At 70.6% G+C, this 14,702-nt stretch carries 17 protein-coding genes; 15 read left to right on the plus strand and 2 right to left on the minus strand.

All coding sequences use genetic code 11. The features are described from left to right. The first annotated feature begins 66 nt into the window (after positions 1 to 66). The 8 genes from ACFYMM_RS19235 to ACFYMM_RS19270 all read left to right on the plus strand — a co-directional run bounded on the left by ACFYMM_RS19235 (position 67) and on the right by ACFYMM_RS19270 (position 5,765). Entirely contained in the window at positions 67 to 909 is an 843-nt protein-coding gene (locus ACFYMM_RS19235) for a helix-turn-helix domain-containing protein (protein ID WP_388387959.1), read from the plus strand. Then, positions 891 to 1,160, plus strand: coding sequence for a DUF397 domain-containing protein (locus ACFYMM_RS19240; protein WP_388387961.1), 270 nt, complete (start codon positions 891 to 893; stop codon positions 1,158 to 1,160). Before ACFYMM_RS19235 ends, ACFYMM_RS19240 begins: the two co-directional genes overlap by 19 nt. A gap of 40 nt (positions 1,161 to 1,200) precedes the next feature. Then, the gene (locus ACFYMM_RS19245; protein ID WP_388387963.1) at positions 1,201 to 1,917 is read left to right on the plus strand and encodes a hypothetical protein; all 717 of its coding nucleotides are present in this window, start codon (positions 1,201 to 1,203) and stop codon (positions 1,915 to 1,917) included. Beyond that, positions 1,914 to 2,663, plus strand: a complete 750-nt coding sequence (locus ACFYMM_RS19250; protein ID WP_388387965.1) for a hypothetical protein — start codon at positions 1,914 to 1,916, stop codon at positions 2,661 to 2,663. Before ACFYMM_RS19245 ends, ACFYMM_RS19250 begins: the two co-directional genes overlap by 4 nt. Continuing rightward, positions 2,660 to 3,508 (plus strand): hypothetical protein, encoded by an 849-nt coding sequence (locus ACFYMM_RS19255; RefSeq protein WP_388387967.1) that lies wholly within the window; start codon positions 2,660 to 2,662, stop codon positions 3,506 to 3,508. Before ACFYMM_RS19250 ends, ACFYMM_RS19255 begins: the two co-directional genes overlap by 4 nt. 235 nt (positions 3,509 to 3,743) lie before the next feature. Further along, positions 3,744 to 4,319, plus strand: coding sequence for an FABP family protein (locus ACFYMM_RS19260; RefSeq protein WP_388387969.1), 576 nt, complete (start codon positions 3,744 to 3,746; stop codon positions 4,317 to 4,319). A 32-nt stretch (positions 4,320 to 4,351) separates the two neighbouring features. Next, positions 4,352 to 4,789 (plus strand): Fur family transcriptional regulator, encoded by a 438-nt coding sequence (locus tag ACFYMM_RS19265; protein ID WP_388387971.1) that lies wholly within the window; start codon positions 4,352 to 4,354, stop codon positions 4,787 to 4,789. Between the two features lie 10 nt (positions 4,790 to 4,799). Next, on the plus strand, positions 4,800 to 5,765 hold the full coding sequence (locus tag ACFYMM_RS19270; protein ID WP_388387973.1) for a YgfZ/GcvT domain-containing protein: 966 nt from the start codon (positions 4,800 to 4,802) through the stop codon (positions 5,763 to 5,765). A 15-nt stretch (positions 5,766 to 5,780) separates the two neighbouring features. On the opposite strand, the gene dtd is transcribed toward ACFYMM_RS19270, so the two are convergent. Next, positions 5,781 to 6,206, minus strand: a complete 426-nt coding sequence (gene dtd, locus ACFYMM_RS19275; protein ID WP_388388536.1) for a D-aminoacyl-tRNA deacylase — start codon at positions 6,204 to 6,206, stop codon at positions 5,781 to 5,783. A gap of 197 nt (positions 6,207 to 6,403) precedes the next feature. Here dtd and ACFYMM_RS19280 point away from each other — a divergent pair, with 197 nt between their 5' ends. The 3 genes from ACFYMM_RS19280 (at position 6,404) to ACFYMM_RS19290 (ending at position 9,563) form a co-directional block, all read left to right on the plus strand. Next, positions 6,404 to 7,021 (plus strand): aerial mycelium formation protein, encoded by a 618-nt coding sequence (locus tag ACFYMM_RS19280; RefSeq protein WP_388387975.1) that lies wholly within the window; start codon positions 6,404 to 6,406, stop codon positions 7,019 to 7,021. Positions 7,022 to 7,102: 81 nt separating this feature from the next. Beyond that, positions 7,103 to 8,338: a GNAT family N-acetyltransferase gene (locus ACFYMM_RS19285; protein WP_388387977.1), complete on the plus strand. Its 1,236-nt coding sequence runs from the start codon at positions 7,103 to 7,105 to the stop codon at positions 8,336 to 8,338. A gap of 385 nt (positions 8,339 to 8,723) precedes the next feature. Further along, positions 8,724 to 9,563 carry a winged helix-turn-helix domain-containing protein gene (locus tag ACFYMM_RS19290; RefSeq protein ID WP_388387979.1) on the plus strand — a complete coding sequence of 280 codons (840 nt, stop codon included), beginning with the start codon at positions 8,724 to 8,726 and terminating at the stop codon, positions 9,561 to 9,563. Here the strand turns inward: ACFYMM_RS19290 and ACFYMM_RS19295 are convergent. Beyond that, positions 9,558 to 9,746, minus strand: a complete 189-nt coding sequence (locus tag ACFYMM_RS19295; RefSeq protein ID WP_388387981.1) for a hypothetical protein — start codon at positions 9,744 to 9,746, stop codon at positions 9,558 to 9,560. The genes ACFYMM_RS19290 and ACFYMM_RS19295 overlap by 6 nt on opposite strands. A gap of 148 nt (positions 9,747 to 9,894) precedes the next feature. Between ACFYMM_RS19295 and ACFYMM_RS19300 the strand changes: the two genes are divergently transcribed. The 4 genes from ACFYMM_RS19300 (at position 9,895) to ACFYMM_RS19315 (ending at position 14,685) form a co-directional block, all read left to right on the plus strand. Further along, entirely contained in the window at positions 9,895 to 10,776 is an 882-nt protein-coding gene (locus tag ACFYMM_RS19300; RefSeq protein ID WP_388387983.1) for a winged helix-turn-helix domain-containing protein, read from the plus strand. A 56-nt stretch (positions 10,777 to 10,832) separates the two neighbouring features. Continuing rightward, positions 10,833 to 11,549, plus strand: a complete 717-nt coding sequence (locus tag ACFYMM_RS19305; RefSeq protein WP_388388538.1) for an HAD family hydrolase — start codon at positions 10,833 to 10,835, stop codon at positions 11,547 to 11,549. Between the two features lie 204 nt (positions 11,550 to 11,753). Further along, a complete protein-coding gene (locus tag ACFYMM_RS19310; protein WP_388387985.1) occupies positions 11,754 to 14,012 on the plus strand; it encodes an aminoglycoside phosphotransferase family protein in 2,259 nt (752 codons plus the stop codon). A gap of 49 nt (positions 14,013 to 14,061) precedes the next feature. After that, positions 14,062 to 14,685, plus strand: a complete 624-nt coding sequence (locus ACFYMM_RS19315) for an RraA family protein (RefSeq protein ID WP_388387988.1) — start codon at positions 14,062 to 14,064, stop codon at positions 14,683 to 14,685. Positions 14,686 to 14,702: the final 17 nt, after the last annotated feature.

Below are 14,702 nucleotides of genomic sequence, written 5' to 3' on the forward strand. Positions count from 1 at the left end.
GAGGGCCAACTTCAACAGTGGGGCCGCCAAATTCAACAAATTCAACAGCGGTGGGGAAGGGGTGGGATGCCGCAGAGACTGGTGATCACGGGGCGCAGCCAGGAGCCGAGGAGGCGGTTCACCGAGGAGCTACGGCGTCTGAGGAGCGAGCGGGGCCTGAGCCTGCGGGACCTCGCGAAAGAGGTCGGATGGGACTCGTCGCAGTTCAGCAAGCTGGAGAGCGGGCGAACGCTGGGCGGCCCCGAGGTCGTGGAGGCGCTGGACCAGTACTACGGGACACAGCCGCTGCTGATGACCCTGTGGGAGCTGGCGGTGGTCGATCCGACCCAGTTCATGGAGCAGTACCGGAGGTACATGGCGCTGGAGGCCGAGGCGATCAGCCTGTGGCACTACGCCGTGAGCGCACCGCCGGGCCTTCTGCAGACGGCCGGGTACGCACGCGAGGCGCTTGCCGTGGGCTGGATCAAGGGCCCTGAACTGGACCAGCAGGTCGAGGCGCGCCTAGGGCGACAGCAGTTGCTGGAGAGCGACGACCCGCCGCTGTTCCGTGTGATCCTCTCCGAGGCCGTGCTGCGTACGTCGCTGCGCGACGAGCGGGCGTGGCGGGAACAGCTGGAGCACTTGGCGGAGGCCGCCGAGCGCCCGAACATCACCCTCCAGGTGCTGCCGTTCAGCGCGGGCCTCCACGGCCTGATGAACACCGCTGTGATGTTTCTGCGGCTGCTGGACGGTCGCACGGTCGCATATTCCGAGAACGACTTGCGCGGCGAACTGGTCGAAGAAAACACCTCTGTTGAGCTGCTGCAGCGTAGGTACGATGCGATGCGTGACCTGGCGCTGCCACCGGCAGAGTCGCGCAAGTTCATCCTGCGGATGTTGGAGGAAGTGCGGTGCGAGCCATCGACCTGAGCGGCGTGACCTGGCGCAAGAGCAGCTACAGCAACTCGGACGGCGGCAACTGCATCGAGGTCTCCGACGACTTCCTGAGCGTCGCCGCCTGGCGCAGGAGCAGCTACAGCAACACCAGCGGCGGTGAGTGCGTGGAGGTCGCCCAAAACCTCCCCCTCGTCCCCGTCCGGGACAGCAAGGACACCACCCGCACCCCCCTCCTCTTCGCGGCCGCAGCCTGGGCGGCCTTCATCGACGAAGTCAAACGCTGAGGCGTACAACTTCATGCGCATGCCATGAGTCTGTCGTGAAGTGGAAGATTCTGAGAGATCGCGCCGCGGGCGGACCACCGCGCTGATCACCGGGGCCGCCGTCCTGGGCGTCGTCGCGGGCACCTGCACCGGATATCTCGTCCAGGTCGGTCGCCCGCCGACGAAGTTGGCCTCCCTGTCGCAGCCTGTCGTCCGCCAGGCGAAGGGCGATGTCGAGCCCCTGTCCGCGGCGCAGGACCGCCGGGTGAAGACGGACGGCGACCTGCGCAAGCTGCTGCTGAAGCGACCGGGGGACGCACGGGACACCGACTTCGTGAGCGCGGACGGCTGGATGGACCTGGCCGACTACGCGGACACCTTCGAGGAGCCGGACCGGGCCTTCGGCCACGAGCTGGAGAGCGAGTTCCGGCGGGCCGCCGAAGCCGGTTGGCGGATCGACGGCACGTACGTGGTCGACATACGGCTCGTCCAGTACCGCCAGGTGTCGAAGCCGGCCGCCGCCGAGGCCGTGCTGCAGCAGCAGGACTGGGCCGGCCGGCAGCCGGACACCAGCAGCCGGTCCATACCCGGCACGGGCGACGGCATGGCGTACGTGCACCACACGCCCAAGACCAAGAGCGGCTATCTGCCGGAGTACACGGACGAGGCGACGGCCTCGCGCGGTGACATCGAGATGGAGATCTGGATCACCGACACCAAGCCGGTCCCCCAGGAGAAGATCATGGAACTGGCGAAGCGACAGGTGGGCCGGCTGTGAACGAGCGAACGGGCCGGATGATCGGGGCCGGGCTGCTGGCCGTCGCGGTCGTCGGCGGGGTCGGGTTCACCGCCGTGCGCGTCGCCGGTGCCGACCGGGATGCCGGGAAGCCCGTCTGGAACTTCCCCAAGGCCGACGCGAAGGGCCAGGACGGCCAGGCAAGCAAGGACCCTTCGGGGCTGCGCGCGCTGCTGCTGCCGTACGACAGTGGGACGATCGGGTACGGCCGGGGGCCGGACATCGGCGAGTTCGGCTCCGATGCCGCGCTCAGCGGGCGCGAGGCCACCGCCCTGAGCAAGCAGGAGATCCGCGACCTGCCGCCGCAGGCCCTGCGGAAGGTGACGGAGTTGATCGACAAGGAGCGGATCAAGGGCATGGCGGTGCGCAGCTACGCGGCGCTCGACCGCTACGACACCAACGATCGCGCCCTGACGATCAGCTTCGAACTGGTGCGGATGGAGAACAGCGCCTCCGTACGCTCCCTTTCGACCACCCAGAACGAGTTCCTCGCCGGGTCCCGGATCTTTTCCAAGGGCCCGGCGATCAAGGGGTACGAGAACGCCGCCTGCTTCCTGACGCCCACGAAGGCCGACGCGAAGCTCGACCGCATGGTCTGCTCCGCCTACGTGGGTGACGTCCTGGTCACCGTCAACGCCTCCGGGCAGCACCCGCTCGGCACCAACGCCGTCGCCCTCCTCATCGGCAGACAGCTCGACCGCATCAAGGACCCGGGGAAGGCCGTATGACCGAGCAGCAGACTCCCGTGCCCGATGCCGTGGACGACCGGCCGCCGCTGCCCGGCACGGCGCCCCTTCCCGCGCCCGGGGACCGCCGGGTCCTGCGGACCGTCCTGCGCTGGACCACGGCCGCCGTGGTCTTCGCGGCGGTCGGCACGTCGACGGCGTACGGCATCACGCTGATGGACCGCACCGACCTGCCCGGCCTCGCCACCCGCGCGGACGGTCGCTGGGACTACCCGCAGATCGTCCGGCCGCCGCTGCCCGCCGGGAGCCCGGCCCCGTTCGCCGACCGCAACGCGGCTTTCGTCCACTACGCCGACCTGCGCGAACTGGTGCTGCCCGCGCCAAAGGGCGCCAAGCCCGATCCGGCGCTCGCCGGCGACCACGGATGGGTGAAGCCGCAGGTGTTCCTCGCGGAGTACGCGACCGACGACGACCGGGACGCCCTCCAGGGCGAGCTGACCAACCACGGCCTCCGGCACATCGCCGGGCGCGGCTGGACCATGCCGGACGGCACCCGGACCCGGATCTACCTCCTCCAGTTCGAGACCGGCCTGATCGCAGGCGAGGTGCAGGAGGACGAGTTCGCCGGTTACGACGAGCCCACCCACGCCCTGCGCGGGGCACCCACGAACAAGATGGACGACTCGTTCCCCACGGCCGCCACCACCTCGGGGCACAGCCTGCAGAACGCGTACGTCGAACAGAAGCCGTACGGCGCCGAGCAGGTCAAGCAGGCCTACCTCTACTCCGGTGACGTCATCGGAGTAGTCGTGCAGTCCCGCAAGGGCGACGCGAAGGAGATCCCGTTCCAGCAGACCGTGGTCCTGCAGCGGGAGCTGCTCGACTGAGGCCGCGAGAGCCGGGGCCCCGACGGCCTACCTGGAAAAGAGAGCCGGAGCCCGGCCGCGTAAGCTGGGCACCGGCTCTGTGTCACGCCCACCTTCGCTCAAGGAGCACCCGTGGAGATGTTCTTCGAAACCCTGCTGGTCCTGGTCTGCGTCGGCGTCCTCGCCTTCGCCGGGCTGACCGTGAAGAAGCTGTACCAGGGCCAGCGCTGACCCCCATCAAGGAACTGCCGACCTCATGATCGAGATCCCGTCCGACCTCCACAAGGACCTTGTCCCGCTCGCCTTCCTGCTCGGCAAATGGGCGGGTGCGGGCGTGCACGACTTTCCCGGCTCGGAGAAGTGCAACTTCGGGCAGGAGGTCACCTTCTCCCACGACGGAAGGGACTTCCTCGAGTACCGCTCCCACACCTGGGTGCTGGACAACGACGGGAACAAGGTCCGCCCGCTGGAGTCGGAGTCCGGCTTCTGGCGCATCGACGCCGACCGCAAGGTCGAGGTCACGATGACCCGCGACGACGGCGTGATCGAGATCTGGTACGGCGAGATGGCCGACAAGAAGCCGCAGATCGACCTGGTCACGGACGCCGTCGCGCGGACCGCCGCCTCCGCCCCGTACACCGGTGGCAAGCGGCTGTACGGCTACGTCAAGAGCGACCTGATGTGGGTCGGCGAGAAGCAGACCCCCGAGGTCGAGCTGCGCCCCTACATGTCGGCGCACCTGAAGAAGGTCGTCACCCCGGAGGAGGTCGAACGCTGGGCGAAGGCCCTGCCGAAGGACCTCCCGGACGACGGGATCGCGTTCTTCAAGTAGGCCCCGCGCCCGGTGGTCCTAGACTTGCGGGTGTGGTGAGCACCGACTGGAAGAGTGACCTCAGGCAGCGCGGCTACCGGCTGACGCCGCAGCGGCAACTCGTGCTCGAAGCCGTGGACACCCTGGAGCACGCGACCCCCGACGCCATTCTCACGGAAGTGAAGAAGACGGCGTCGGGGGTCAACATCTCCACGGTGTACCGGACCCTGGAGCTGCTGGAGGAGCTGGGGCTGGTCAGCCACGCCCACCTCGGCCACGGTGCGCCCACCTACCACCTGGCCGACCGTCACCACCACATCCACCTCGTGTGCCGGGACTGCGAGAACGTGATCGAGGCCGATGTGTCGGTGGCCGCCGAGTTCACCGCCAAGCTCCGGCGGGAGTTCGGCTTCGAGACGGACATGAAGCACTTCGCGATCTTCGGCCGCTGCGAGGCCTGTTCCCTCAAGGCTTCAAATACCACGTCGTAGGCTTGTGCCCATGAAGAGTCCCCTGCTGTCCCTGCCCGGCGCCGTCCCCGCCGAGGGCGTGGACGAAGGCGTCGCCGCCCACTACGGCGACCTGTTCCGCGAGCAGCGCGCCCTCGCCGACGGCACCGGATTCGTGGACCTGTCCCATCGCGGTGTCGTCACCGTGACCGGCGAGGACCGGCTGAGCTGGCTGCACCTGCTGCTCACCCAGCACGTCAGCGACCTGCCGGCCGGCCAGGCCGCCGAGGCGCTGATCCTGTCCGCGCACGGCCACATCGAGCACGCGCTGTACCTCGTCGACGACGGGGCGACCGTCTGGGCCCATGTCGAGCCCGGCACCCAGGAGGCGCTGCTCGCCTACCTGGAGTCGATGAAGTTCTTCTACCGGGTCGAGGTCGCCGACCGTACGGCGGAGTTCGCGGTGGTGCACCTGCCGGCGGGTTCGATCGCCGAGGTGCCGGAAGGCGTCGTCGCGCGCGAGACGGCGTACGGCCGTGATCTGTTCCTGCCCCGCGCCGACCTGGAGTCGTACGCGGAGAAGACGGGCCCCGCCGCCGGTCTCCTCGCCTACGAGGCGCTGCGCGTCGAGCAGCACCGCCCGCGCCTCGGCTTCGAGACCGACCACCGCACCATTCCGCACGAGCTGGGCTGGATCGGCACCGCCGTGCATCTGCAGAAGGGCTGCTACCGGGGGCAGGAGACGGTCGCCCGGGTGCAGAACCTGGGCAAGCCGCCCCGCCGGCTGGTCTTCCTGCACCTGGACGGCAGTGACGTCCACCTGCCGGTCCACGGCACCGAGATCCACCTCGCCGACGAGGGCCCCGACGGCCGCAGGATCGGCTTCATCACGACCTCCGCACGCCACCACGAGCTGGGCCCGGTCGCCCTGGCCCTGGTCAAGCGGAACGTACCGGTGGACGCCCGCCTGGTGGCGGGGGACACGGCGGCGGCCCAGGAGACCGTGGTCGAGCCGTAGGGGCCGTAACGGGCCCTACATCTCCAGGAGCACCGTGAAGGGGCCGTCGTTCGTCAGCGACACCCGCATCTTCGCGCCGAACCGGCCCGTCGCGACCGTGGCCCCCAGCGCGCGCAGCTGGGCCACCACCTCGTCGACCAGGGGCTCGGCCACATCGCCGGGGGCCGCCGCGTTCCAGGTGGGACGGCGGCCCTTGCGGGCGTCCCCGTAGAGGGTGAACTGGCTGATCACGAGGAGCGGGGCGTCGACGTCACTGCACGACCGCTCCTCGTCCAGCATCCGGATCGACCAGAGCTTGCGGGCCAGTTGGGTCGCCTTCTCCTTGGTGTCCTCATGCGTCACCCCGACCAGGACGCACAGCCCCTCACCCTCGATCGCCCCGACGGTCTCCCCGTCCACGACGACACTCGCACCATCCACCCTCTGCACCACCGCACGCATACGAACCATGATGCCCGGCCCTCCTGCCGCCCCCGCGACCGCCTGTTGCCGCAGGGGCCATCGGGGCGACCGCCAAGGGGACCATTAATGATCCTTAAGCCCCCAACTGGGGCTGTTCGGGGGCACTCGGTCACATAGCGGCCACTTGGGGTGGCACGATGCTTTCCACACGCCGGTCGAGGGGACGGTAGAGGCACATGAGCACATCGAGCACCGAGGGGCTGCTGGGAACGCACCGGCCGCCGATCCAGCGCAGCGACAGCCCGACGCTGCCCACGCAGCCGCCGGAGCAGGAGCGGGAGAAGGAGCAGGAGGCCGGACTGGGCGGGCTGAGCCTGCCCGAGCTGCGCGTCCTGCGCCGGGACGCGCAGCGCGACGAGGCAGACCTGAGTTACGTACGCCGGCTGCTGCAGGGCCGGATCGACATCCTGCGGGCGGAGTTGGCCCGGCGCGGCCCGGCGGCCGTCCTGGTCGAGGGGGCTCCGGGGGACGCCTCCGTGGTCGAGCGGCTTCCGGAGATCCTCACGGACGCCCCGGCCCGGCACCGATCGTCGGCCCGCCATGTCACGCTCGGCACCCCGCACAACGAGGAGTACCGGCGGCTGGCCGCCGACATGCTCGCCGAGGTCGAGCTGTCCGATCTGCAGGCCCGCACCGACCTCGAACTGGGCGCCGCCATGGGCCGCCTGGTGGGGTACGAGCGGGAGGTGTCCCGGCGCCGCCAGCGACTGCAGCGCACGGCCGACGACTGCAGCGGGGAGATCACCCGCCGCTACCGGGAGGGCGAGGCCCAGGTGGACGACCTGCTCATGTGATGCGACGGGCGCGGTGGGCGCGGGCGCGGTGCTCCGGAAAATAGCCGCGACAGGTGCGGGGCGCGCGCCTACGGTGACTCCATGACCGACGTACGAGCTGTCACCGAGGCCGATTTCGAGGACTGGCACCGCGCGCTGAGCACCGGTTTCCTGCGTGAGCCGGTCCTCTCGCCGGAGGAACTGGAGGCCCGCCGCAGACAGTTCGTCCCCGGCCGGCTCCTCGGCGCCTTCGACGGCGACCGGTGTGTGGCCACCTTCCGTTCCTTCACCCAGGAGATCACCGCGGTGGGTGGCGCCGCCGTCCCCGCGGACGCCATATCCAACGTCACCGTCACCCCCACCCACCGCCGCCGGGGCCTGCTCACCCGCATGATGAACCGGGACCTCGCCGCCGCGAAGGAGCGGGGCGACGTGGTGGCCACCCTGATCGCCGCCGAGTACCCGATCTACGGCCGCTACGGCTTCGGCCCGGCCACCTGGACCACCGAGTGGACCGTCGAGGTCCCCCGCACCGGCCTGGACCCGCGCTGGTCCGGTCCAGGGGACGGCGGCCGGATCGACCTGCTGGAGGGCGCGGAGGTCCGGAAGATCGGCCCCGAGCTGCACGAGAAGCTCCGGCGCGTCCGGCCGGGCGTGGTCAGCCGCGACCCGCTGTGGTGGCAGGTGGTCACGGGCGCCGTGCGCTTCTACGACGAACGGACCGAGCCCTACTTCGCCACCTACCGCTCCGCCTCCGGTGAGGTGCAGGGCCTGGTGTCGTACGCCTCGGACGACAACTGGCACCACAAGCAGCCGCACAACACCGCCACCGTGAAGTGGCTGATCGCCTCGACCCCCGAGGCCGAGCGCGCGCTGTGGCACTTCCTGTGCTCGATCGACTGGATCACCAGCGTCAAGAGCGGCCACCGGGCCCCCGACGACCTGCTGCCCTTCTTCCTCCCGGACCCGCGCGCGGCCCGCGTCACCACCCACGCGGACTGGCTGTGGGTGCGGATCCTGGACGTCGTACGGGCCCTTGAGGCGCGGACGTACGACGCCGCCGGGGGCCTGGTGCTGGAGGTCGTGGACCGGGACGGTCTGACCGGCGGCCGGTTCCGGCTGGAGGCCTCGGCCGAGGGGGCGTCCTGCGCGCCGACGACCCGGAGCGCCGATCTCACGCTGGGCGTCGGGGAACTGGGCCGGGTGTGGCTCGGTGACGAGTCGCTGACCCGGCTCGCGGCCCTCGGCCTGGTCCAGGAAGAACGAGCGGGCGCCGCCCGGGAGGCCGACGCCCTGCTGCGCACGTCCGGGCGGCCGTGGTGCCCGGACATTTTCTGAGGCTCCTTCCCGTCACATTGGACTGCTGGTCGACTGACTGTGCTGAATCATCCGTAGCGAGCTGTTGAGTTGTGGCTGTGCCATGTCGATGTTCAGTTGACGGTGTTCAGTTGTGACTGTGCGCTCCGGTGGCCGTCCCCTGCTCGGGCTCCCGGCTCCCCTCCGGAAGGGAGCCCGACCGGCCAACCACTGGGAAGCTTGACCATGTTGCTCAAGTTGGCTACCAACTTCACTCTACTTATCTCCGCTTGGAAGCGGCTCATAACCACCTTTCCGTGAACTGCCGCAAGATGGCGAGAAGTTGTAGTGTTTTTCCGTGGACCCGGAACACGTCTCCGCCAGTGAGCGGAAGAGGACACAGCGGTCACGGAAGTCACATCGCGAGGTGGCCGACGAACTGCGCACCCGGATCAGGTCCGGGGTGCTCAGGCCGGGTCAGCGCATGCCCACCCAGGCGAGGCTGGCGGACGAGTTCGGCGTCGAGCGCGGGGCCGTACGCGAGGCACTGCGCATCCTGCAGTCCGAGCACCTGCTCACCAACGTGACGAAGGGCAGCCCGGCCACGGTGGCCCCGGACCCCGGTCCGCCCCGGCTCGCGGCCGGCCCGGCCGCGCCTCCGCAGCCCACGATGGTGGGCCTCGCCCCCCGGATCGCGGCGGCCTTCGCGGCCCCGCACGTCGAGATAGAGGCCCTCTGCCTGACCTCGGTCTCGCTCAATCTCGCGATCGGCGAACCGCTGCGCCAGATCCACGCCGGACGGCTGAAACCGGCCAAGATCGACGTCCGGGTGCTGCTGCCCAGCCGGGACATCGAACTGGCCTTCCCGGCCGCGGTGGACGCCGCCGACACCGAGCTGCTGCACGCGCGCTGGCTGGCCCAGCGCAACGCCCAGGGCCAGGTGCTGCGGCACAACCTGCTGGCGCTGCGGGCCACGCACGGCATCGACGTGCGGGTCTCCTTCCGGGCCCTGCCCTTCACCCCGCCGGTCAAGCTGTACCTGCTCAACGGCGCGGAGGCGCTGTTCGCGTACTACACGCTCAAGCGCCGGGAGCGGGAGATCGACCACGCGCCGCTGGAGATGTACGACGCGGACGGCACCCGGTCGATGCTGTTCGCCTTCGACCAGGGTGCCGGGCTGCGGGACACGACGTTCGTGGAACAGTCCCATCTGTGGTTCAACGCGCTGTGGCAGACGATCAGTTCGGAACTGCAGCTGACGTCATAGCACCGGGCCGGCGACCAGCACCGCGAGCAGCACGGCCCCGGCGGAGCTGACGGCCGGGCTCTTGGCCTTGACGCCCACGGTGAGCATCAGCAGGCCGACAATGCCAGTGGCACCGTACTTCCACTGGACGAGCTGTTCGAAGCCGACGACGAAGACGGCGGAGAGGAGAGCGAGGGCAGGCACGGTGATTCCCCCTTCTGGCTGCCAGGAAGCAGAACTTCCGCCAACTTGGAGAAGTTGGCAACCAACTATGCTTAAGTTGTCCCCACTTGGCACCTATCCATAAACAACTTTCAAGCAACTCCCGTCAGATGGATCAAAGTTGTAGCGTTTGGTCGTGACCCAGGAGAACGTGGCAGTGAACGGCAGCGGAAGACTCACGCCCCAGGAGATCGCCGGCACCCTGCGGGAACGCATCCTCGGGGGCGATCTGAAGCCGGGCGAGCGGCTGCCCACCCAGGCCGAGCTGGCCGAGGAGTTCCACGTGGAGCGCGGTGCCGTGCGCCAGGCCCTGCGGATCCTTCAGGACGAGGGGCGGCTCGCCGACGTCACCAAGGGCAGTCCGCCGCGCGTCGCCGAGCCGCCGCCCGTCCGGGACGAGAAGCCCCAGCCGACCATGGTCGGCCTCGCCCCCCGGCTGACCGCGGCCTTCTCCGCGTCGCACGTCCGTATCGACGCGGCCTGTCTGACCGCGCAGAGCCTGATCCCGGCCCTCGGCGAGCCGCTCCGGCTGATCCACGAGGGCCGGATCCGCCCCGAGCGCATCGACGCCCGCATCCTGCTGCCCTCCCGGGACATCAACCTCGCCTTCCCGGTCTCGGTCGAGTCGCACGGCGAGGACGACCCGGTGCACCAGCGCTGGCTCGCCATGCGCAACGCCCAGGGCCAGGTGCTGCAGTACAACCTCCAGGCGCTGCGCTCCACGCACGACATCGAGGTGCAGGTCACCTTCCGCGCGCTGCCGTTCACCCCGCCGACCAAGCTGTACCTGCTCAACGGCGTGGAGGCGCTCTTCGCGTACTACATGGTCGCGCGACGCGAGGAGTCCACCGAGAGCGGGACACTGGACATGTGGGACACCCTCGGTTCCGAGTCGCTCCTGTTCTCCTTCGAGAAGCGGGCCGGGCACCGGGACGCGGCGTTCGTGGAGCAATCGCAGAAGTGGTTCGACGCCCTCTGGGCAACCATCACCACTGACCTGACACTCTCCTAGTGACTTCTGATGCGACGCATACCGGGCAGGCGGCGACCGAACCGGTCGAACCAGTGATGGAAGAGAACGCGTACGACACCGAAGAGCTACGAAAACTGATCGAAGATGTCCGGGTCGTGCTCTGGGACTTCGACGGGCCGATGTGCCGCCTGTTCGCACGGCACACGGCCGAACGCGTGGCCGACGACCTGGTGGAGTGGCTGGCGGGGCGGGGCCTGCACGGGCTGCTCGCCGACGAGGAGCGCCAGTCGCCCGACCCGCAGGTCGTGCTGCGCGCCGTGGACCGCCGGCACCCGGGCAGCGACCTGGTCGCCGAGCTGGAGGAACGTCTCACCCAGGAGGAGCTGAGAGCCGCGCGCACGGCGATGCCCACGGCCTACGCCGACCCCCTGATACACACCTGGACGGCCGTCGGCGCCCGGCTGGCCGTCGCGACGAACAACTCCCCGCGGGTGGTCCGCGCCTACCTCGCCGGCCGCGGCCTCACGGCCTGCTTCGCCCCGCACATCTACGGCCGCACCGAGGACCTGCACCACCTCAAGCCCGACCCGCACTGCCTCAACCGCGCCCTGAACGCGATGGGCGCGGCGCCCGCCGCCGCCCTGATGATCGGCGACTCGCCCTCCGACCTCGCGGCCGCGCGGGAGGCCCGCGTTCCCTTCCTCGGCTACGCGCGTCACGAAAGGAAGGAGAAGATCCTGCGCGAGGCCGGCGCGGACCACGTCGTACGGTCCCTGGAGCCGCTGCTGCGGATCGCGCGTACCCTGCGCTAGCATGCGGCAAACCTGAGCAACCGCTCGTTTCCATGCGTAAGGGATGGCGAAAGAGCCAGCCTTGGCCGCCCTGGCACAGCTGAGTGGCACACCACCCGATGGGCTACTCGACTGGGCCTCTGGTCGTGCCGGCTATCACCTGGGAATAGCTTTTTCCTGCTGTTCCCTCCCGTCCCTTTCCGCGCGATCGATCCGGAGCGGCCCGTGGGCGCACCGCCTGTTCCCCGTGTTGCGACCGGGGAGCGCGCCGGCAGAGTCCGGACGAACGCCGTCGTCGAGGCGTTCCTGGCCCGCGCGGTCGCCGAGGGACAGGCGAGCGGTGGCTTCCACAACCGCAACTACGTGCTGCCGCTGGACGAGCCCATGGCCCACCGGCTCGGGCGGCCGGCCGGAACGATGGTGACCGTCCGGGTCCGGCGGGCCGACGTGCTGCCCGTGGTGATCCGCACCTGGCAGAGCGAGGCGGCCATCCTGCGGGCCGTGCGGGGCGTGCTGCCGAACGTGCCGGAGTGCCTGGCCGAGGGCGACGGCTTCGCCATCCACAGCTATGTGGAGGGAGTCACGCTCTCCAGCGTCTGCGCCCCCGGCAAACCCGTCGACGGTCTGCTCATGAGGGCGCTGGCCGGCCAGCTCGCCCAGACGGCCCAGGTGCGCGGCGTCGCCCTGCCGCCGCTGCCGCCCGCCTGGCCGGGCAACCACACCGACTCCCAGGGCTTTCTGCGCACCCTGGCCCAGCTCGCCGACAGCCAGGTCCGCCGCCCCAACTGGCACCGATTCGGCGGCCTTTTCACGGCCCTCGGGGTCCCCGAGGACGCCCTGCTCCGGCTGGCCGAGCGCACCCCGCCGATGGCCCGGCGGCCGTACAGCCTGCTCCACGGCGACCTGCACCGCGACAACCTCGTCATGTCGTACGCCGGTGATCCGCCCCTGATCTGCGTGGACTGGGAACTGGCCAGTTACGGCGACCCGTTGCACGACCTCGCCGTGCACCTGGTACGCACCCGCTATCCGGCGTACCAGTGGGACGAGGTCGTCGAGGCGTGGGCGGAGGCGATGCGGCGGGTGCGGCCGGCCGCCGTCAACGGCGTGGGCCGGGACCTGCGGCACTATCTGGCCTTCGAACGGGCGCAGTCCGTGTATCCCGACGTGATGCGGGCCGCCCGGTCGCTGGAGGAGGCCTTCGACCAGAAACGCCTGGACGAGGCGACGGCCGCCGTGCACCGCGCGCTGCTGGCCGCCGCCGAGCCGCTGCGGCTGACCCATGTGCCGGGGGAGGGGGAGATCGAGCGGACCCTGTTCCGCTGGCGGGCCTCCGCGCGGGGCGGCGGCGCGGCGGTGGGCGCCACGGTGGGCGCGGTGGCCGTCCGCGCCATCGACTGGACGCCGGACCCGCGCCTGCCGGAACACCCCGACTTCCCGCACTCCGCCGTCGGCGACGCGCTGGTCCTGGAGGGTGCCGCCCCGGCCGGGCGCGTGTTCAAGGGCACCGCGCATCTCAACTCGGTGATCCGGGTGCCCGGCACCGCCTTCCCGGTGGTGGTGAGGCGCAAGGTGGCGGGCGTGTGCCGGCGCGAGCGCAGCTTCCTCAGCGAGCACGCCGTACTCGGGGCGATCGAGCGCTCCCGGGAGGCGGTGGCGGTGCCCCGGATCCTGGCCCTGGGGGAGAGCCACTCCAAGGACCTCGCGCACATCCGGACGTACTCCGGCGACCGGTTCGCCATCCACACCTACGAGGGGCCGCCCGACCCCGACCGCAGGCCCGACCACCCGGTGGACGGCCTGCGTCCGCACGAGGCGGACGGGCTCGTCGACCAGCTGGCCGCCCTGACCCGGGTCGACCACAGCCTCCTGGACCCGGTGGCGGGCGAACCGGACTTCTACGGCTTCCTCAGCGACCAGCTGGTGGCACTGGTGGCCGGCCTGCCCAAGGAGTCCCAGCAGCTGGCCCGCTTCCTCGGGCTGCCCGACGCGGCCCGGCTGCGCGAGATCCTCGCCCGCCACCGGGTCGCCCGGCGCGAGCCCGCCCTGCTGCACGGCGACCTCAACCCCTGGAACCTGGTCCGGCGCGGCGACTCCCTGGCCCTCACCCTGATCGACTGGGAGATGGCGCTGGTCGGCGACCCGCTCTACGACCTCGTCAGGCACATGCACCTCACCCCCATCCGGCCGGAGATCCGCGCCCGGATGTTCCGCCGCTGGGAGCAGGCCCTGGAGCCCCGGTTCACCCGCGGCTGGCAGCGGGACTGGGGGGTCTACCGGTGGATCGAGATCGTCCGCTCCGCCTACGTCGACCTCGACCGGCTGGCCACCGGGGCGAGCCTGGACGCCCCCAACGTACGGCGGGCGGTGGACTCGTACGCGATGACCCTGGCGGGGGCCACCGCCTCCCTCGGCCTCACGCCCCGCCGGCACGGCGCGAACCCCCTCCTGACCCGTGCGCTGGCGGGGCCGGCCGGCCGCTGACGGAAGTACGTGGTGCACGGCGGGCCGCCCGCGTTCTACCGTGCCCCACATGACTGACACCGGTGACTTCCAGGACGTCCCCTCCACCACGCTCGCCGATCTGCTGGGCCGTGCGCGGGTCATGGACATCGGGATACGGCCGCTGTGGGGGCCCGTCCCGCGTCTCGCCGGGCCGGCCTTCACCGTCTCCTGTCCGCCGGGGGACAACCTGATGCTGCACGCGGCCATCCACCGCGCCGCGCCCGGCACGGTGCTCGTCGTGGAGTCCGGGGACCTCGACTACGCGCTGGCCGGGGGCAACGTCTGCGCCGTCGCCCGGCGCCGCGGCATCGCCGGCCTGGTCGCCGACGGGCTGATCCGCGACCTCGCCGAGGTGCGCGAGATGGCCTTCCCGGTGTTCGCGCGGGGCGTCGTCCCGATCCCGGGCGCCAAGAAGGCCGTACGGCCGCTGAACCAGACGGTGCGCTGCGGCGGGGTGCGGGTGTCCGCGCAGGACGTGGTGGTGGCCGACGAGGAGGGAGTCGTCGTGGTCCCGGCCGCCCGCCGCACCGAGATCCTGGCCGCCGCCCGCGCCAAGGCGGCCGAGGAGGCCGAGGAGAGCCTCGACGACTGGGAGAGGGCGCACCGGGCCCGGATCGACGGGATCCTCACCGCACAGGGCTTCGAGCACTGACCACACCCCGTGTCGTA

It is taken from the genome of Streptomyces sp. NPDC006739, assembly GCF_042869815.1.
In the GTDB taxonomy this organism is placed as follows: Bacteria; Actinomycetota; Actinomycetes; order Streptomycetales; family Streptomycetaceae; genus Streptomyces.

Bases quoted from the DNA above. Each gene is read 5' to 3' on its own strand.
- ACFYMM_RS19235 (WP_388387959.1), top strand. From the start codon at position 67: ATGCCGCAGAGACTGGTGATCACGGGGCGCAGCCAGGAGCCGAGGAGG.
- ACFYMM_RS19255 (WP_388387967.1), top strand. From the start codon at position 2,660: ATGACCGAGCAGCAGACTCCCGTGCCCGATGCCGTGGACGACCGGCCG.
- ACFYMM_RS19260 (WP_388387969.1), top strand. From the start codon at position 3,744: ATGATCGAGATCCCGTCCGACCTCCACAAGGACCTTGTCCCGCTCGCC.
- ACFYMM_RS19270 (WP_388387973.1), top strand. From the start codon at position 4,800: ATGAAGAGTCCCCTGCTGTCCCTGCCCGGCGCCGTCCCCGCCGAGGGC.
- dtd (WP_388388536.1), bottom strand. From the start codon at position 6,206: ATGCGTGCGGTGGTGCAGAGGGTGGATGGTGCGAGTGTCGTCGTGGAC.
- ACFYMM_RS19280 (WP_388387975.1), top strand. From the start codon at position 6,404: ATGAGCACATCGAGCACCGAGGGGCTGCTGGGAACGCACCGGCCGCCG.
- ACFYMM_RS19285 (WP_388387977.1), top strand. From the start codon at position 7,103: ATGACCGACGTACGAGCTGTCACCGAGGCCGATTTCGAGGACTGGCAC.
- ACFYMM_RS19305 (WP_388388538.1), top strand. From the start codon at position 10,833: ATGGAAGAGAACGCGTACGACACCGAAGAGCTACGAAAACTGATCGAA.
- ACFYMM_RS19315 (WP_388387988.1), top strand. From the start codon at position 14,062: ATGACTGACACCGGTGACTTCCAGGACGTCCCCTCCACCACGCTCGCC.